The organism is Rhizobium sp. P1_E1 (genome assembly GCF_056406015.1).
In genome coordinates this window covers 35,644-53,799 of the sequence record NZ_JBFUAY010000028.1, presented here as the reverse complement: position 1 = coordinate 53,799, position 18,156 = coordinate 35,644, and the positions used below count along the sequence as shown (strand labels likewise).

General features: G+C 61.3%; 18 protein-coding genes. 11 read left to right on the top strand and 7 right to left on the bottom strand.

Going from position 1 to position 18,156, the window contains the following annotated elements; all coding sequences use genetic code 11:
* From AC1D1Z_RS13090 to AC1D1Z_RS13075, 4 genes are all read left to right on the top strand, one after another.
* Positions 1-2,345: transglycosylase domain-containing protein (locus AC1D1Z_RS13090; protein ID WP_477850760.1), on the top strand; the 2,345-nt coding region annotated here is incomplete at its 5' end.
* 384 nt (positions 2,346-2,729) lie between these two features.
* Positions 2,730-4,646, top strand: coding sequence for a molecular chaperone DnaK (dnaK, locus tag AC1D1Z_RS13085; RefSeq protein WP_477850759.1), 1,917 nt, complete (start codon positions 2,730-2,732; stop codon positions 4,644-4,646).
* An 86-nt stretch (positions 4,647-4,732) separates the two neighbouring features.
* A complete protein-coding gene (dnaJ, locus tag AC1D1Z_RS13080) occupies positions 4,733-5,860 on the top strand; it encodes a molecular chaperone DnaJ (protein ID WP_018244285.1) in 1,128 nt (375 codons plus the stop codon).
* Between the two features lie 321 nt (positions 5,861-6,181).
* Positions 6,182-6,382, top strand: coding sequence for a hypothetical protein (locus tag AC1D1Z_RS13075; RefSeq protein ID WP_018244284.1), 201 nt, complete (start codon positions 6,182-6,184; stop codon positions 6,380-6,382).
* 254 nt (positions 6,383-6,636) lie between these two features.
* Here the strand turns inward: AC1D1Z_RS13075 and AC1D1Z_RS13070 are convergent, their stop codons facing one another.
* Entirely contained in the window at positions 6,637-7,002 is a 366-nt protein-coding gene (locus AC1D1Z_RS13070) for a helix-turn-helix domain-containing protein (protein ID WP_018244283.1), read from the bottom strand.
* 449 nt (positions 7,003-7,451) lie between these two features.
* Between AC1D1Z_RS13070 and recF the strand changes: the two genes are divergently transcribed.
* The 3 genes from recF to AC1D1Z_RS13055 are packed head-to-tail and all read left to right on the top strand — an operon-like array spanning position 7,452 to position 9,873.
* Positions 7,452-8,576 carry a DNA replication/repair protein RecF gene (recF, locus tag AC1D1Z_RS13065; RefSeq protein WP_018448011.1) on the top strand — a complete coding sequence of 375 codons (1,125 nt, stop codon included), beginning with the start codon at positions 7,452-7,454 and terminating at the stop codon, positions 8,574-8,576.
* Positions 8,573-9,397 (top strand): molybdopterin-synthase adenylyltransferase MoeB, encoded by an 825-nt coding sequence (locus tag AC1D1Z_RS13060; RefSeq protein WP_047617599.1) that lies wholly within the window; start codon positions 8,573-8,575, stop codon positions 9,395-9,397. Before recF ends, AC1D1Z_RS13060 begins: the two co-directional genes overlap by 4 nt.
* On the top strand, positions 9,394-9,873 hold the full coding sequence (locus AC1D1Z_RS13055) for a GNAT family N-acetyltransferase (protein ID WP_047617604.1): 480 nt from the start codon (positions 9,394-9,396) through the stop codon (positions 9,871-9,873). Before AC1D1Z_RS13060 ends, AC1D1Z_RS13055 begins: the two co-directional genes overlap by 4 nt.
* A gap of 22 nt (positions 9,874-9,895) precedes the next feature.
* Here AC1D1Z_RS13055 and AC1D1Z_RS13050 read toward each other — a convergent pair whose 3' ends face one another.
* The gene (locus tag AC1D1Z_RS13050; RefSeq protein WP_018244279.1) at positions 9,896-10,897 is read right to left on the bottom strand and encodes a 2-hydroxyacid dehydrogenase; all 1,002 of its coding nucleotides are present in this window, start codon (positions 10,895-10,897) and stop codon (positions 9,896-9,898) included.
* A gap of 185 nt (positions 10,898-11,082) precedes the next feature.
* Between AC1D1Z_RS13050 and AC1D1Z_RS13045 the strand changes: the two genes are divergently transcribed.
* The gene (locus AC1D1Z_RS13045) at positions 11,083-11,622 is read left to right on the top strand and encodes an SH3 domain-containing protein (RefSeq protein ID WP_018244278.1); all 540 of its coding nucleotides are present in this window, start codon (positions 11,083-11,085) and stop codon (positions 11,620-11,622) included.
* Here AC1D1Z_RS13045 and AC1D1Z_RS13040 read toward each other — a convergent pair.
* On the bottom strand, positions 11,615-12,607 hold the full coding sequence (locus AC1D1Z_RS13040; RefSeq protein ID WP_018244277.1) for an adenosine kinase: 993 nt from the start codon (positions 12,605-12,607) through the stop codon (positions 11,615-11,617). The genes AC1D1Z_RS13045 and AC1D1Z_RS13040 overlap by 8 nt on opposite strands.
* Positions 12,608-13,127: 520 nt before the next feature.
* On the opposite strand from AC1D1Z_RS13040, the gene AC1D1Z_RS13035 reads away from it, so the two are divergent.
* Positions 13,128-14,075, top strand: coding sequence for an AEC family transporter (locus tag AC1D1Z_RS13035; protein ID WP_003555804.1), 948 nt, complete (start codon positions 13,128-13,130; stop codon positions 14,073-14,075).
* 128 nt (positions 14,076-14,203) lie between these two features.
* Here AC1D1Z_RS13035 and AC1D1Z_RS13030 read toward each other — a convergent pair whose 3' ends face one another.
* A complete protein-coding gene (locus AC1D1Z_RS13030) occupies positions 14,204-14,767 on the bottom strand; it encodes a c-type cytochrome (RefSeq protein ID WP_018244276.1) in 564 nt (187 codons plus the stop codon).
* Between the two features lie 154 nt (positions 14,768-14,921).
* Here AC1D1Z_RS13030 and AC1D1Z_RS13025 point away from each other — a divergent pair, with 154 nt between their 5' ends.
* The gene (locus AC1D1Z_RS13025) at positions 14,922-15,677 is read left to right on the top strand and encodes a 3-deoxy-manno-octulosonate cytidylyltransferase (protein WP_018244275.1); all 756 of its coding nucleotides are present in this window, start codon (positions 14,922-14,924) and stop codon (positions 15,675-15,677) included.
* Between the two features lie 10 nt (positions 15,678-15,687).
* Positions 15,688-16,542, top strand: coding sequence for a prephenate dehydratase (locus tag AC1D1Z_RS13020; RefSeq protein ID WP_018070385.1), 855 nt, complete (start codon positions 15,688-15,690; stop codon positions 16,540-16,542).
* Between the two features lie 24 nt (positions 16,543-16,566).
* Here AC1D1Z_RS13020 and AC1D1Z_RS13015 read toward each other — a convergent pair whose 3' ends face one another.
* From AC1D1Z_RS13015 to AC1D1Z_RS13005, 3 genes are all read right to left on the bottom strand, one after another.
* Positions 16,567-16,935, bottom strand: coding sequence for a VOC family protein (locus tag AC1D1Z_RS13015; protein ID WP_003555800.1), 369 nt, complete (start codon positions 16,933-16,935; stop codon positions 16,567-16,569).
* Positions 16,936-17,128: 193 nt separating this feature from the next.
* The gene (locus AC1D1Z_RS13010) at positions 17,129-17,389 is read right to left on the bottom strand and encodes a hypothetical protein (protein ID WP_131605390.1); all 261 of its coding nucleotides are present in this window, start codon (positions 17,387-17,389) and stop codon (positions 17,129-17,131) included.
* 71 nt (positions 17,390-17,460) lie between these two features.
* Positions 17,461-18,156 (bottom strand): helix-turn-helix transcriptional regulator, encoded by a 696-nt coding sequence (locus tag AC1D1Z_RS13005; protein ID WP_018448015.1) that lies wholly within the window; start codon positions 18,154-18,156, stop codon positions 17,461-17,463.

The window sequence follows — 18,156 nt, the reverse complement described above, 5'->3', positions numbered from 1 at the left end:
GAGGCAGATCAGGCGACAGAATAGAACCGTCCTTCAGCGGCCGCCCGGCACGCGACGATGACGAATTCTCGCTCGATGCCGACGATCGCATTGCCGGAGGCCGATCCCAGCGCCGCGGCGGCTCGAAACCCCCGCCGCAACGTGCCGCCCCCCGGCGGCGGCGCGAGCCGCGGGAGCGTGAAGGCGGCGGGTTTTTCGGATTCCTGCGCCGCGTGATCTACTGGTGCGTCGTGCTTTTCATCTGGGCGGGCATCGGCGTTGCCGGGCTTGTGGTCTACTATGGCTCGCGCATGCCGAGCGCCAGCACATGGGCGATCCCGGAACGGCCGCCGAATGTGAAGATTACCGCCGTCGACGGCAGCGTCATCGCCAATCGCGGCGCGACCGGCGGCGAGGCGCTGTCGCTCGAAAACATGTCGCCCTATATTCCGGAAGCCGTCATCGCCATCGAGGATCGGCGTTTCTATTCRCATTTCGGCGTCGATCCGCTCGGCCTCGGCCGGGCGATCGTGACCAACTTCACGGCCGGCCACATGGTGCAGGGTGGCTCGACGCTGACGCAGCAGCTTGCCAAGAACCTCTTCCTCTCCCCGGACAGGACGCTGGAACGTAAGGTGCAGGAGGTGCTGCTCGCGCTGTGGCTGGAGCAGAAATACACCAAGGACCAGATCCTTGCGATGTATCTCAACCGGGTGTTCTTCGGATCGAACGCCTATGGCGTCGAGGCGGCATCACGCCGCTACTTCAACAAATCGGCGCGTGACGTGAACCTCGGCGAGGCCGCGGTGCTGGCCGGCCTGCTCAAGGCGCCGTCGCGGCTTTCGCCGGCCCGCGATGCCGACGCGGCGAATGCCCGCGCCCAACTCGTGCTCGCAGCAATGCGCGAACAGGGTTTCATCACCGATTCCGAGGTCAAGACGGCGATGTCACAGACCCCGGCTTCGGCCAAGAGCTACTGGTCGGGTGCCGGGCACTATGTCGCCGACATGGTGATGGACGAGCTGCCGGGTCTGATCGGCGACGTCAAGGAAGACGTCATCGTCGATACGACGATCGACAAGTCGCTGGAAAAGAAGGCCGAGCAATCGCTGGTCGACGTGCTCGACAAGGAGGGCGGGAAGCTCGACGCCTCGCAGGCGGCCCTCGTCTCGATCGACGGCACCGGCGCGATCCGGGCGCTCGTCGGCGGCAGGGACTATGCGACGAGCCAGTTCAACCGCGCCGTCAAGGCCAAACGCCAGCCGGGTTCCTCGTTCAAGCCCTTCGTCTATGCCGCAGCACTCGAGAAGGGGCTGACGCCCTATTCGGTGTTCAACGACGCGCCGATCCGGATTGGTGACTGGACGCCCGAAAATTACGAGAAGAAATACAATGGCGAAGTGACGCTGGCGACCGCGCTGGCCAAGTCGCTGAACACGGTGGCCGCCCAGCTGGTGATGTATGACGGGCCGGATCAGGTGATCAAGCTTGCCCATCGGCTCGGCATCGAAAGCGAGCTGCAGCCGAACGCCTCGATCGCGCTCGGTACGTCCGAGGTGTCGCTGATGGAACTTACCGCCTCCTATGCCGCCTTCATGAACGGCGGCTACAAGGCGACGCCGCACGTCATTCGCCGGGTGACGACTGCCGAAGGGAAGGTTCTCTACGAAAATACCTATGACAGCCCACCGCGCGTGCTCTCCGAGCAGATCGTCGCCGAGATGGATGCAATGATGATGGGCGTCATCGACAACGGCACCGGCAAGAGCGCGAAGATCCCAGGCTGGCAGGCGGCGGGAAAGACCGGCACAACGCAGAATTCGCGCGACGCGCTCTTCGTCGGCTTCACCAGCAACCTCACCACGGGGGTCTGGTTCGGCAATGACGACGGCAAGCCGATGAAGAAGGTGACAGGCGGCGGCTTGCCCGCCAAGGCCTGGAAGGAATTCATGATCGCCGCCCACAAGGGTCTTTCGCCGGCACCGCTCTTCGGCAACGGCCAGTTGATCGCCGATCCGAACAATGGTCAGCCGATGGCGCAGGCAGCCCCTGGTGATGGACAAGCGGGCGATGGGCAGTTGGGCAGCGGGCAACCGATGACGGCCGAGGCGCCGCCGTCGACGATCGGCGGTATCATTTCCGGCGTCTTCGGCGGCGACGACAATGCAAACCGCTATCCGCAAGCGCCTGTCCGGCAGCAGGCGGCAAGCTCCGGCAATGGCCCGGTTCCGCCCGCAGACATTGCCGAAGGCGGCGGCTCGAACTATGAGGGCGTGGTGCCACCCGGGGATGTCGGAGGCGCGCAGACAACCTCTTCTGTCCAGCCGCGGCGCACGACGCTGCTCGATCTGATCATGGGCCAGTGAGATCTTTGCTGCACGTCCAACACAAGCCCGATGCTCTAAAGCGCATCGCGATCTTTCAGAATCGCTCCTCGCGCTTTAGGTCTTCGTTTTACGCATGTCGTCGTCGCAAGACCGCTTCACAGTTTTGCGCGACATGCTCTAAAAATTGGCCGCTTTCCGGACATGGGGCGACCTCTTTCCCGGCTACTGTAAAAATTGAACGCAACACATTCGTTTTGCTGGATTCCGGGGCATTTCTCGCCTTGCAGTCCAGAAAACCGCTCCTTATATACGCCGCATCACCGCAATCACGATTGCGTAATCGCAAGTAGACCCATCCCGTAAGGGGCTGTCAGGGAAATGCCTTCTCGGGGTTCCGACAGCTTGCTTCAAGGAGAGAATGACATGGCAAAAGTAATTGGTATCGACCTTGGAACGACGAATTCCTGCGTCGCAGTCATGGACGGCAAGGACGCGAAGGTTATCGAAAATGCGGAAGGTGCACGCACGACCCCTTCCATGGTGGCATTTTCCGATGATGGCGAACGCCTCGTCGGCCAGCCGGCCAAGCGCCAGGCAGTCACCAACCCGACGAACACGCTCTTTGCGGTCAAGCGCCTGATCGGCCGCCGCTACGAAGATCCGACCGTCGAGAAGGACAAGCACCTCGTTCCCTTCACCATCGTCAAGGGCGACAATGGCGACGCCTGGGTCGAAGCCAATGGCAAGGGCTATTCGCCCGCACAGATTTCCGCGATGATCCTTCAGAAGATGAAGGAAACCGCCGAATCCTATCTCGGCGAAAAGGTCGAGAAGGCCGTTATCACCGTTCCCGCCTATTTCAACGACGCGCAGCGCCAGGCAACCAAGGATGCCGGCCGCATCGCTGGTCTTGAAGTTCTGCGCATCATCAACGAGCCGACCGCTGCTGCCCTCGCCTACGGCCTCGACAAGAAAGAAGGCAAGACAATTGCCGTCTACGACCTTGGCGGCGGCACCTTCGATATTTCGATCCTCGAGATCGGCGACGGCGTCTTCGAAGTGAAGTCCACCAACGGCGATACTTTCCTCGGCGGTGAAGACTTCGACATGCGTCTCGTCGAATATCTCGTTGCCGAGTTCAAGAGGGACAACGGCATCGACCTGAAGAACGACAAGCTTGCCCTGCAGCGCCTCAAGGAAGCTGCGGAAAAGGCAAAGATCGAGCTTTCGTCCTCGCAGCAGACCGAAATCAACCTGCCGTTCATCACGGCCGACGCCTCCGGCCCGAAGCATCTGACGCTGAAGCTGACCCGCGCCAAGCTCGAGAGCCTGGTCGACGATCTCGTCCAGCGCACGATCGCGCCGTGCAAGGCAGCGCTCAAGGATGCCGGTGTCACCGCTGCCGAAATCGACGAAGTGGTTCTCGTCGGTGGCATGAGCCGCATGCCGAAGGTACAGGAAGTCGTCAAGCAGCTGTTCGGCAAGGAGCCGCATAAGGGCGTCAACCCGGATGAAGTGGTGGCGCTTGGTGCTGCCATCCAGGCCGGCGTTCTGCAGGGCGACGTCAAGGATGTCCTGCTCCTCGACGTGACGCCGCTGTCGSTCGGCATCGAGACCCTCGGTGGTGTCTTCACCCGCCTGATCGAACGCAACACGACGATCCCGACGAAGAAGAGCCAGACCTTCTCGACCGCCGAAGACAACCAGCAGGCCGTGACCATCCGCGTTTCGCAGGGCGAGCGTGAAATGGCTGCCGACAACAAGCTGCTCGGCCAGTTCGACCTCGTTGGTCTGCCACCGTCGCCGCGCGGCATGCCGCAGATCGAAGTCACCTTCGACATCGACGCCAACGGCATCGTGCAGGTTTCGGCCAAGGACAAGGGCACCGGCAAGGAGCAGCAGATCCGCATCCAGGCTTCCGGCGGTCTTTCCGACGCCGACATCGAGAAGATGGTGAAGGATGCCGAAGCCCATGCCACCGAAGACAAGAAGCGCCGCGAGGCCGTCGAAGCCCGGAACCAGGCTGAAAGCCTGATCCATTCCTCGGAAAAGTCGCTGAAGGATTACGGTGACAAGGTTTCCGAGGCCGACCGCACCGCGATCTCGGATGCGATCGCTGCGCTGAAGACGGCGTCGGAAGCGTCGGAGCCCGATGCCGACGACATCAAGGCCAAGACCCAGACGCTGATGGAAGTGTCGATGAAGCTCGGCCAGGCGATCTATGAAGCACAGCAGGCTGAAAGCGGCGCTGCTGGCGATGCCTCCGCGGAAGGCGGCGACAATGTCGTCGATGCCGACTACGAGGAAATCAAGGACGACGACCGCAAGAAGTCCGCGTAATCCGCGACGGCGTGGTTATGCTTCAACACCTGATCCGGCTGCTCACCATGGCAGCCGGAAAATCCATTTCCGGGGTTTAATCCTTAATGGCAAAAGCGGACTTTTACGAAACTCTGGGTGTAGCCAAGTCGGCGGACGAGAAAGAGCTGAAAAGCGCCTTCCGCAAACTGGCGATGAAATTTCATCCGGACAAAAACCCGGATGACAAGGACGCCGAACGGAAGTTCAAGGAAATCAACGAAGCCTACGAGATGCTCAAGGACCCGCAGAAGCGGGCGGCCTATGATCGCTATGGCCATGCGGCTTTCGAGCATGGCGGCATGGGCGGCGGTGGCGGCGGATTTGCCGGCGGCGGTTTCTCCGACATCTTCGAGGATATCTTCGGCGAAATGATGGGTGGTGGGCGTGCTCGCCAGCGCTCGTCGGGCGGCCGCGAGCGTGGTGCCGATCTTCGCTACAACATGGAAATAACGCTGGAAGAATCTTTCTCCGGCAAGACGGCGCAGATCCGCGTTCCCACCTCGATCACCTGCGACGTCTGTACGGGTTCGGGCGCCAAGCCCGGCACGCAGCCAAAGAACTGCGGCACCTGCCAGGGAACGGGGCGCGTGCGCGCGGCACAGGGCTTCTTCTCGATCGAGCGGACCTGCCCGACCTGCCATGGCCGCGGCCAGATCATTCCCGATCCCTGCCCGAAGTGCCACGGCCAGGGCCGGGTGACGGAAGAGCGTTCGCTCTCGGTCAACATCCCTGCCGGCATCGAGGACGGCACGCGCATCCGGCTGCAGGGCGAAGGCGAAGCCGGCGCCCGCGGCGGACCAGCGGGCGATCTCTACATCTTCCTGTCGGTCAAACCGCATGAATTCTACCAGCGCGACGGAGCCGATCTCTATTGCGCGGTTCCGATCTCGATGACGACGGCCGCGCTCGGCGGAACCTTCGACGTAGCGACGCTTGACGGCACCAAGTCGCGCGTAACCGTGCCTGAGGGCACGCAGGTCGGCAAACAGTTCCGCCTCAAGGGCAAGGGCATGCCGGTGCTGCGTTCGGTGCAGACGGGCGACCTCTACATCCAGATCCAGATCGAGACGCCGCAAAAGCTCACCAAGCGGCAACGCGAACTGCTTCAGGAATTCGAGCAGCTTTCTTCCAAGGAGAACAATCCGGAATCGACGGGCTTCTTTGCCCGCATGAAGGAATTCTTCGAAGGCTGAGCCGCAATCGACACGCCTATTTTGAAAGCCGGGGACGGAAACGTCTCCGGTTTTTTTGTTCCAGGAATCCCGACTTGCGACATTCGCCGCCCGCGCCGGCCAATCTGTCCCGGATCGATACGGCGGCGGACGGGAAGACGACTTGCGTTAACGCAGCCAGATGATGCCGCTTGCAAGTTTTCCAAATGAATTCAGTCTCTGCGGTCAGCGCATAACTCCGAAGATCGGAATCTCCTTTTGGGGTTATGCACCAAATCAAAGCGATAGAGCGTCCTTAGCGCGGCGCTCTAGCGGGGGACAACCAAACCAAGGGTATCGACCATGGCGCCAGCCTTTTCCTCTCAGTCCGAAGACGTCGACGTTCTCGCCGGCGCCATCTACACCTGGTGCGCCGAGCGCAACATCAAGCTTCGCAGCCAGCAGGGCCTTTCAATCGCCAACATCGCGATCGACCTCTATCATGCCGGCCACCAGACGCAGGACGATCTGCTGATGGCGCTGCACGAATGCGAGATTCACTGAAGCGCGCGGCATCGAACCTGAACCGGGCGACCTGCTTCCCGGTCTTCGCCTTGAGGCACGCCGTCCTTCCAAAACCGCTGTACACCCGCATCGGTACGAGATCATCCAGGCCTTGAACAGGTCGTGCTTTCGGTGGGAATCCATTGCCCGCTGCATAGCTTATCGGAACCGATGCAGGGATAAAATCATGCAGCAATTCAAAGTGCTAGAGCGTCCTTGCGGCTCTCGAAAAGATGCCCGGCGCTGTCGTGGAATCAAGCGGCGGTTTCGGCCACTTCGCCAGTCATGAGGGTGACGATGGTCTTGACCGCTTCCTTGCCTGCCGGTGAGTTCAGCTTGTCGTAGCTCAGCGCAAGCGCATAGGCGTCGGGGCTGAGTTCGACACGGCTGCCGAATGGTGACATGCCGGCGCCCTCGAAAAGAGCAGAGATCTCAACGTCGAGAAAAACCGCGATCTGATGCAGCTTGCTGGCGGAAACGCGGTTCGTTCCCTTTTCGTATTTCTGGATCTGCTGGAAAGTCAGTCCGAGTGCTTCGCCAAGCTCAAGTTGGGAAACACGGCGAAGGGCGCGAAACTGTCTGACGTTGCGACCGACGATAATATCAACCGGATCTGGCACTTCATCACTCTCTTATACATAAACGTTCCGTTTACCATATCGTCTGCACCAGATAACTCAACCCTGCAGTTGCAAAATTCAACCGACTTTTTTTGGGCTTTACGTTACGTCAATAGCCTTAAAGGATGGCAGCAAACCCTGAATATCCGGAGCTGGGAGGCATTGACAATAACTGTCGACAGTATCGGCTTGGCGATGTCAGACCATCTCCGGTGGTTGTATTTTTAGCAGAATTTCGAAAGTGTCATGGCTGCCGTTACACCGGGAAGATGTCGGACACCAGGACTTCGGTCACGGGATCTCTGGAATATATGTCCTGGGTGGCGCCAGCCGCCGCGTCCCTGACTTGCGGCAGCACCGACGGTACGATCCCACGGCCAAAAAGCTGCCAGCCTTGCCATCAGCGCCGCTTCGGCTTAGCTGTCACGCTTTACGATTCCGGACATTCGATGCCGCACAAGGTTTCTCTTTCCCGTCTGAAGCTGACAGACTTCCGCAACTATGCGGCGGCGGCCCTTACCCTTGACGGTCGGCATGCCGTACTGACGGGAGATAACGGCGCCGGCAAGACCAATCTCATGGAGGCCGTCTCCCTGCTTTCGCCTGGCCGCGGCCTGCGCCGCGCGGCTTATGGCGATATCACCCGCGTCGGCGCCGCCGGTGGCTTTTCGATCTTCGCCGCGCTCGACGGCATGGAGGGTGACGTCGAGATCGGCACCGGCATCGAAACGAGCGAGGAGACCATCGCCCGCAGGCTGCGCATCAATGGCACGACGGCAAAGACTGCGGACGAACTGACCGACCATCTGCGCCTTCTCTGGCTGACACCGGCGATGGACGGGCTCTTTACCGGCGCCTCTTCCGACCGACGCCGCTTTCTCGACCGGCTGGTGCTGTCACTCGATCCCGCTCATGGCCGCCGCGCCAGCGATTTCGAGCGCGCCATGCGCAGCCGCAACAAATTGCTGGACGAAGGCCGCTTCGATCCGTCCTGGCTTGCCGGCATCGAGGAGCAGATGGCAAGCCTCGGTATCGCCATGGCGCTCGCCCGGCAGGAGATGCTCGGCCTCCTGACCCGGCTGATCGAGGAAACACGGGAGAGCTCGCCCTTCCCTTCGGCATCGCTGCAGCTCTCGGGCTTCATGGACGGTCAGTTCTCGCGCCCCTCGGTCGACCTCGAAGATGACTACGCGGCGATGCTGGCAGAGAGCCGCTACCGCGATGCCGGCGCTGGACGCACGCTCGAGGGGCCGCACCGGGCCGACCTCATCGTGCATCACCGCGAAAAGGCGATGGAGGCGGAGCGTTGCTCCACCGGCGAGCAGAAAGCGCTGCTTGTCGGCCTGGTGCTTGCGCATGCGCGGCTCGTCGGCAATCTCACCGGCCATGCGCCGATCCTGCTGCTCGACGAGATCGCAGCGCATCTCGACGAGAACAGACGCGCCGCGCTGTTTGACCTTATCGACGGGCTCGGCGGTCAGGCCTTCATGACCGGAACGGATCGCGCGATGTTTTCAGCACTCGGCGACAGGGCGCAGTTTTTCACGGTTTCCGACGGAAGAGTGTTCGAATGACGGAGGCGGCTTTTCCCGGCGTCGGGCGTCATGATAACATCGGCGCCATGGAACCGCTCAGCCCGGAAGAAATAGCGCGGTATCACCGCCACATCCTGCTCCCCGAGATCGGCGGCGCCGGCCAGCAGAAACTGAAAGCCGCCCGCGTTCTGGTGATCGGCGCCGGCGGCCTCGGTGCACCGGTCCTGCAATATCTGGCCGCAGCCGGCGTCGGCACGCTCGGTATCGTCGACGACGACCGGGTGTCGCTGTCGAACCTGCAGCGCCAGGTGATCCATGATTCCGGCACGATCGGCGAGCTGAAGACGGAGAGCGCCGCCTTCGCCATCGCCAGGCTCAATCCGCATGTCCGACTGATCCGCTTCGAGGAACGCTTTTCCCCGGAGGCCGCCCGCCGTCAGCTCTCCGGCTTCGATCTGCTGATCGATGGCTCCGACAATTTCGACACGCGTTATGCCGCCGCCGATGCGGCGGAAGAAGCGCGCATCCCGCTCGTCAGCGGCGCCGTCGGGCGTTTCGATGGTTCGCTGACGGTTCTCAAGCCCTATGAGACGGCTGAGGACGGAACGTCCAACCCTAGATATCGCGACCTGTTTCCGGAAGCGCCGCCGGCGGGTCTGATTCCCTCTTGCGCCGAGGCCGGCATCATCGGCGCGCTCACAGGCGTCATCGGCACGATGATGGCGATGGAGGCGATCAAGCTCGTCACCGGCACCGGCGAACCGCTGGTCGGACGGTTGCTGCTCTACGACGCGCTCTCGGCCCGCTTCGACACTGTTCGCTACAAACGACGCCGTACAACACAAAGACCAGCCGGATGACGATTATTCGTCTTGATCATAGCTTCACGCGCTGGGACGAACTGCTGACGCTCGTCCTTTCCGCCTTCGCCTCGATGAACGGCAGGATCGACCCGCCATCTTCGGCGCTCAAGCTGACGACGGAGTCACTGGCCGAAAAGGCCAGGGCCGAGATCGGCCATGTCGCCATCGACGGCGAAAAGCTGATCGGCTGCCTCTTCCTGCGGCCGGAGGCCGATTGTCTCTATGTCGGCAAGCTCGCCGTCCTGCCTGAGATGCAGGGCAAGGGCCTCGGCAAGCGGCTGCTGGCGATTGCCGAGGAAACGGCTGCGGCGCTCGGTCTTCCCGCTTTGAGGCTGGAAACGCGGATCGAACTCACCGACAATCACGCCGTCTTTGCCGCCTGTGGATTTTCCAGAACCGCCGAAAAGGCGCATCCCGGCTTTGCCAGGACGACATTCGTCGAGATGCGCAAGGTCCTTGCGCCTCCAATCTAAGTCGCCTGATTTACAGCGTTCTTCAACGACCCGGCAGCACGCGGTTCGGCGGCCTGTGACCGTCGATGAAGGTGCGGATGTTGATGATGACCTTGTCGCCCATGTCGATGCGGCCTTCGATCGTCGCCGAGCTCATATGCGGCAGCAGCACGACCTTGCCCTCATTGGCGAGCTTGACCAACTTCGGATTGACGGCAGGCTCGTTCTCGAAGACGTCGAGGCCGGCGCCGGCGATCCGGCCCTCCCTCAGGCATTTGATCAGCGCAGCTTCGTCGACCACGTCGCCGCGCGCGGTGTTGACGAGATAGGCCGTCGGCTGCAGCAGCGCCAGACGGCGGGCCGAGATCAGGTGGAAGGTCGCCGGCGTCGACGGACAATTGATCGAAACGATGTCGACGCGGGCGAGCATCTGGTCGAGGCTTTCCCAATAGGTCGCCTCCAGTTCGTCCTCAACGGCCGGATTGACGCGCTTGCGGTTGTGATAGTGGATCGACAGGCCGAAAGCCTTGGCGCGGCGGGCCACCGCCGTGCCGATGCGGCCCATGCCGACGATGCCGATTCGCTTGCCGTGAATGCGCCGGCCGAGCATCCAGGTGGGGGACCAGCCTGCCCATTCACCCGGCTTGTCGGTCAGCACGCGCGCACCTTCGCCGAGCCTTCTCGGAACTGCGAGAATCAGCGCCATGGTCATATCGGCGGTGTCTTCGGTCAGGACGTTCGGCGTGTTGGTGACGGTGATGCCCTTGCGCGCCGCCGCCTCGACGTCGATGTGATCGGTGCCATTGGAGAAGCTTGCAATCAGCTTCATCTGCGGTCCCGCCTGCTCGATCAACGCCGCGTCGATGCGATCGGTGACGGTCGGCACCAGCACGTCGGCGGTCTTGACCGCGGCGATAAGCTCGGGAACGGAACGCGGCGCGTCGTCGATGTTCAGCTCGGCGTCGAAGAGTTCTCGCATGCGGGTTTCGACGGCATCCGGCAGCTTGCGGGTGATGTAGACCTTCGGTTTTTTCTTCGCTGTCATGGCTGCCTGTGGTGCCTTGTTCAGAGGTCTTTAACCAAGAGGGGTGATAATTTTCCCATTCCGGGCATTTTCTACCAGACCCGCACGCGAAGACAAACAAAACTCGCGGTGCAGCCGGGGAATGTCAAAGCCCGGACCGCGAGCAGGCCGGGCCTGCCCGCGAATTCGAGCAAACGGAAACTTCCATGAGCAGCAAAGTCCTGAAGTCCTGCCTCGCCCTTGCCATCGCACTGGCCGCATCCATGGGAAGTGTCGAATTCGCCCATGCGCAGGCGGCCAAGGGGCCAAGCGGACTGCCGTTGCCGCGCTTCGTCACGCTGAAATCCAAGCGCGTCAACCTGCGCATCGGTCCGGGAACGGATTACGCCGTTTCGTGGATGTACCTGAAATCCGGCCTGCCGGTGGAGATCATCCAGGAATACGACAACTGGCGCCGCATCCGTGATGCTGACGGCACCGAAGGCTGGGTCAACCAGTCACTGTTGTCCGGCCAGCGCGCGGCGATTGCCGCCCCGTGGATGAAGACCAAGGGCAAAGGCGTCTATGTCAATCTGCGCCGCGAGGCGCAGCCCTCTGCCTCGATCGTTGCCAAGCTAGAACCCGGCGTGATGATCACCATTGGCGAATGCAACGGCGACTGGTGCCGCGCCGAAACCGACGGCGCCTCGGGCTGGGTGGCGCAGTCGGAGATCTGGGGCGCCTATCCTGGTGAAGCCTTCAAATAAGCCCTGCCCGTTTGGCTGCCTCGGAAAGCGAGGTCATCGGGCGCGGGCCGATCTGCTGGATGACGATGCCGGCAGCCAGGCAACCGAGCTTGCCGCAATCTTCCAAAGAACGTCCCTGGGTGTAGCCATAGAGGAAGCCAGAGGCGAACAAATCGCCGGCACCCGTCGTATCCACAACTTCCTTGATCCGGATCGCATCGACGTAAAAACGCTCACGGCCCTTCAGGATGACGGCACCATTCTCGCTCATCGTCACAGCGGCGATTTTGCAATCGGCGGCGATCCTGTTCAGCGCCTCCTCGAAATCGTCGGTCTCGTAGAGCGACAGCGCTTCCTGGCGATTGGCGAAGACGATATCGACCTTGCCGGAGCGCATCAGATCGAGGAATTCGCCGCGATAGCGGTCGACGCAGAAACTGTCGGACAGCGTCATCGACACTTCGCGGCCGTTTTCATGGGCGATGCGGGCACAATCGAGGATCGCTTCCTTGGCGCGCGGCGGATCCCAGAGATAACCTTCGAAATAGGTGACCTTGGCGTTGGCCACGACGTCGGTCTCGACGTCTTCCGGGCCGAGCTCGACGCAAGCGCCCAGATAGGTGTTCATCGAGCGCTCGCCATCCTCGGTGACGAAGATCATCGAACGTGCCGTCGGCGGGAAGGTGCCCTTGGGCCGGGTCTGGTAGTGGACGCCCTGGGCGCGGATGTCGTGCGCGAAGATATCACCGAGCTGATCTTCGGCGACATTGCCGAAATAGGCAGCTTTGCCGCCGAGGTTAGCCACGCCGGCCGCCGTGTTGCCGGCGCTGCCGCCGGAGGCTTCGAGCGCCGGTCCCATGCGCGAGTACAAGAGTTCAGCGCGTTCGGCATCGATGAGGTTCATCGCCGCCTTGGTGATCTGGTTGTCAATGAGGAACTGGTCGTCGCAACGGGCAATGATATCCACGATTGCGTTGCCGACTGTCAGAACATCGAATCTTGTCATGAAATGGGGGGTCCCGGATTTTGTGATAGCCGGGGTTTGGTCTTAGCGAAATTTCCGCGGTTTGGAAGGATAAATGGTGGATGGCGCATCTATTTCTTCGCAAAAGTGCCGCCTATTCGTCATGTCCCTGTCATCTTCCAAATCTAGAAATACTCGCAAGAAGACCGGCATGAGCAGCTTTCAGTTGCAGCCGGGCGCACGAGGGATGATCCCTTCGATCTTACCGGCGCGACGCTGACCACGGATGAACTGGCAGCTTCGTGATCCGGGTTTCCGGCAAGACCGGAGCGGAAAAGCGGGCTATGCCCGCTTTTTTTTGTTTTGCCGATGCGCCTGATTGGACGGCGATTGCCTTTTCAATCCAAGCGGTTTGCTGCTACTGCATAATTCCTTAAATCGGAATCGATTTAAGGAAAAAATTATGCAGCAATTCAAAGTGCTACAGCGTCCTTTGCGCGGCTCGAAAAGACGCGCGGCGCTGTAGACGTCGAATACTCCCCCGCGCAGAGCAGCCTCCCCCATGTCAGCCATCATTCTCGACGTCCTTCCCATCTTCATCCTGATTCTCATCGGCTGGGTGATCGTCCGCAGCGGATTGATGGCGTCGAATGTCGGCGAAGCGCTCAGCGAATTCGTCTTTAAGATCGCCGTGCCGCTTCTGCTCTTCCGCACCATCGCCGAGGCGGATTTTCATGGCGCCTCGCCCTTCCGACTCTGGATCGTCTATTTTTCCGGCGTTGCCATAACCTGGACGGCCGGCCATATCGCGGCCACACGCCTCTTCGGCCGCGACGAACGGATCGGCGTGCTGGCCGGCGTTTCCTCGGCCTTCGCCAACAATATTTTCATCGGCCTGCCGCTGGTCGAGCGAACCGTCGGCGACGAAGGGCTGGTGGCGCTGTCGATCCTGCTTGCCGTGCATCTGCCGGTGATGATGGTCGCCGGCACGGTCCTGATGGAGCATGCCGAGCGCAAGATCGCCGGCAAAAGCGATCGCAGCATGGTGCTCGTGCTTCGCCAGATCGCGGTCAATCTCGTGCGCAACCCGCTGGTGATCGGGCTTGCGGCCGGCATGGCAATGCACCTTTCCGGTCTCACCATGCCGACGACGGTGGCAACGGTCGTCGGGCAGATCGCCGGCATTGCCGGTCCGGCGGCGCTGATATCGCTTGGCATGGCGCTGGAGAGATACGGCGTCTCCGGCAATCTCGGCATCGCCAGCGTCACCTCGACCTTGAAGCTGCTGTTGCTGCCCGGCTGCGTGTGGGCGGCGAGCCATCTCCTCGGTCTCAGTCCCGAATGGACGGCAGCGATCGTGCTGACTTCCTCCGTCCCGACAGGCGTCAACGCCTGGCTGATTGCCAATCGCTTCGGCGTCGGTCACAGCCTCGCCGCCTCGACAATCACGGTGACGACGGCGCTCGGCGCCATCACGGTCTCGCTCTGGGCCTATTTCCTCGGCGCCTAAAGCGCGTCGAAATGTCGTTAGCGCAAAACCGCTGCGCAGTTTTGCGCGACATGCTTTAAGCGGCTCTCTGCACAACGAAAAGCCCGGCTTGCGGGCCGGGCTTCGATGTCATGCGATTGTCTTCCGCGTCACTGCGTCGCGGCGTTCGGATCCGGCAGCGGCACCGGCGAATCGGCGAGCGTGTGCAGGTAAAGAATGACGTTGGCGCGGTCCTGATCCTTCGCCAGACCGGCGAAGCCCATGGCGGTGCCCGGAACGTCCTTTTTCGGCGCCAGCAGGAACTTGTTGAGAAATTCGAAAGTCCACTTCTCGCTGCTGCCCTTGGAGAAATCCTTCATGGCAGCGGAATAGGCGAAGCCTTCATGCGAGGCGATCGGGCGATCTACGACACCAAAGAGGTTGGGACCGACCTTGTTCGGTCCCCCTTTGGTGCCGTCATGACAGGCCTGACACTTCTTGAAGACCGTTTCACCGGCCTTGGCATCTGCAGAAGCGAGCAATTGCGCGATCGGAACAGCAACGGCAGGCGCAGCCTCACCACCAGCGGCGGGCGCCTCTTCGGCAACGATCGCGAAACCTTCCTTTTCCGGTGCTTCGGAATGGAAGATCCCTTCGGACGCGATGGAGACCGACATCAGAACGAAAATCGTTCCGAGCAGCGCCCCCACGGCCGTATTGACGTATGAATTCATCTGCAATGCTCCCCTTGCAGCCGGCAGACCATAAACCGGACCATCTTGAAATCGCGCGGAACCTATGTCTTTTGGTTGATCGTTGCAACTGTCTAAATGGTCTTGTGCGTGAGACTTTTTGACACTTTTCAGCCCGGAATAGAAGGCCCGAACAATGAGTGATTCAAATTTAGACGGCGTGCTCGTATTGATCCCGGCGCGCATGGCCTCCACCCGGCTTCCGGGCAAGCCGCTCGCCGATATTTGCGGCCTGCCGATGATCGTCCAGGTGGCGCTACGCGCCAGGGAGGCAGCCATCGGCCGCGTTGTCGTCGCCGTCGACGATGATCGAGTGTTCGATGCCGTCGCCGCCGCCGGCTTCGAAGTCGTCATGACCCGCGTAGACCACCAATCGGGTTCTGATCGAATCTTTGAGGCGCTGAAGAAAGTCGATCCGGACGGAAAGGCGAAAATCATCGTCAACGTCCAGGGCGATCTGCCGACGATCGATCCCGAAACGGTGCGCGCGGCTTTGCGCCCTCTCGAGAACGAGGCGGTCGATATCGGAACGCTGACAACCGAAATCGACAATGAGGAGGACAAGTCCGCGCCGCACATCGTCAAGATCGTCGGCTCGCCGATTTCCGACGCCCGGCTGCACGCGCTCTACTTCACGCGGGCAACGGCCCCTTACGGCCAAGGGCCGCTCTACCACCATATCGGCCTTTATGCTTATCGGCGGGCAGCGCTCGAACGGTTCGTCTCGCTCGGTCCTTCGACGCTCGAAAAGCGCGAATCGCTGGAGCAGTTGCGGGCGCTGGAAGCCGGCATGCGCATCGACGCCGAGATCGTTGACACGGTTCCGCTCGGTGTCGATACTCCGGCCGACCTCGAAAAAGCGCGGCGCATCCTCTCCGCAAAGTCGAACTGACGGAACCATCATGAACATCAAGACCAACAGGATCGCCTTCCAGGGCGAATTCGGCGCCAATTCCGATATGGCCAGCCGCGACATGTTTCCGACCATGGAGCCGCTGCCCTGTCAGACCTTCGAGGATGCGTTCACGGCGGTCGACAACGGCGACGCCGATATCGCGATGATCCCGATCGAGAACACGATTGCCGGGCGCGTCGCCGATATCCACCATCTGCTGCCGGAGTCGCGGCTGCACATTATCGGCGAATATTTCATGCCGATCCGCTTCCAGCTGATGGTGCTGCCCGGTGTCACCAAGGACGAGATCCGCACGGTGCACAGCCATATCCACGCGCTCGGCCAGTGCCGGAAGATCGTTCGCGCCAACGGCTGGAAACCGGTGATCGCCGGCGATACGGCAGGGGCGGCAAAACTCGTCAAGGAAACCGGCGACCGCTCGATGGCCGCCTTGGCACCACGCCTTGCCGCCGATCTCTACGGGCTCGAGATCATTGCCGAAAATGTCGAGGATACCGAAAACAATGTGACCCGTTTCGTCGTCCTGTCCCGCGACGAGGAATGGGCGCAGCGGAATTCGGCGGAAGAGAAGGTCGTCACCACCTTCGTCTTCAACGTCCGCAACATTCCGGCCGCGCTCTACAAGGCGCTCGGCGGTTTTGCCACCAACAACATCAACATGACGAAGCTCGAAAGCTACCAGCTCGGCGGAAAATTCGTGGCGACGCAGTTTTATGCCGATATCGAAGGCCATCCGAACGATCCGAACGTGCGCCGGGCGTTGGAGGAACTGCGGTTCTTTTCCGAGAAAGTCCGCATCCTCGGCGTCTACAAGGGGCATGCGATGCGAGGCCTGCTGTAAGGCAAGCCCCACAAGTCGCCTGAATTATTTATCCGGCTCACAGACACGCAGCCGATGCCCATCCGGATCGAGCACGACGAAGGTCGGACCAAAATCCAGTTCGGTCAGTTCCTGGGCGATCGGCAGGCCGCGCTGGCGCCAGTCCTCATAATGTCTGGCGACAGCATTTTCTCCCTCGACCATGAAGGCCACTTCGCCTCGATTGCCGATGGCGGAGGGCTGCGGTTCGACCTTGCTGCGCCGCCAGAGACCGAGCGTGAAGCCACCCTCAAGCGGAAAAGCGACGAAATTCGGCGCCTCCACGGCCGGTTCGCGATTGAGCAGGTTCCGGTAGAAACTGGCGCTTTCACCGGGGTCCTTGACGTAAAGAATGATGAGATTGGGGCTGGTCATTTCGGTTCTCCCGTTATTTAAGAATGGCGCCGCGAGAGATCTCGTCTGCTGACAGATTATGGCAGCAGACTACCGAGGGCGTTGCGATCGCAACGCCCCGTTCTCGCCGGGCAGAATGTTGATAAGGATGGGCGGCTAAAGCGGTCGCGCATGTCGTTGTCGCAAACCGCTGCACACTTTTGCGCGATATGCTTTAGAGCGGAATACGGTCCTCACAGCGCGGGTCGCGTCCGTCGATGAAGCCGAGGTCGCGCTTGAAGTAATCCGGTGTCGCTTCAAGGTCGAGGCCGGTGCGGTCTCCTCTGCGAAATCGGAAAATGTTCATGACCAGGTCCAGCAGGCCGGACGGCGCTGACTGGCGAACATCGGCAAAAGTCTCGGCCGAAATGACATCGGCAAAGGACTCGGCCGCAAAACGGTCGTTGGTGAAATGAATGGCTGGAGGCGTTACCATGATCAGTACTCCTTCCTGGTGGATTGGCACTGATGATAACTCCATCTGCTGACAGTTTATGGCAGCAGCGTTCAGTTCTCCATCGGCACGTCCTGTGTCTCGCGCCATTCCTTGAGGAGCACCGTGCGGCGGCGCGGATAACGCCCCTCATGCAACGCCATATCGATGATGCGGTCAGTGCGGAAATGGCGAAAATCCTGGCGTAGCTCGCACCAGGCCATGAGGACGCGCACATGCTCGAAATAGCCGAGCGCGAAGGGCCAGACGCGGCGACGCGAAATACGGCCCTGCTCGTCGCCATAATGCAGTTCGAGGATACGCTCCAGGCGGATCGCCCTGCGGATGGCCGAGACATCGGCCTTGTCCTCGTCCCTGCGTTTAGGGCCGACGAAAAGTGCTGCCGAATCGATCATCTCGCGCATATCGGCCGGCAGCACGGCGGCAATCTTGGCCAGCGCGTCGGCGCCGGCGCCGGCAAGGCGCGGCTCGGCGGCGCGGGCCACCCAGCGCGAGCCAAGCACCAATGCCTCCAGCTCTTCTTCGGAAAACATCATCGGCGGCAGCATGAAGCCGGGCTTCAGCACATAACCGATGCCGGCTTCGCCTTCGATCATCGCGCCCTGGGCCTGCAGGCTGGCAATATCGCGATAGAGCGTGCGCAGGCTGACACCGGTCTCCTCAGCGAGCACCGAGCCGGTCACCGGCCGCCGGTAACGCCGGAGCGTCTGGAGCAGCGTCAGCAGCCGTTCCGAGCGGGCGACCGGCAT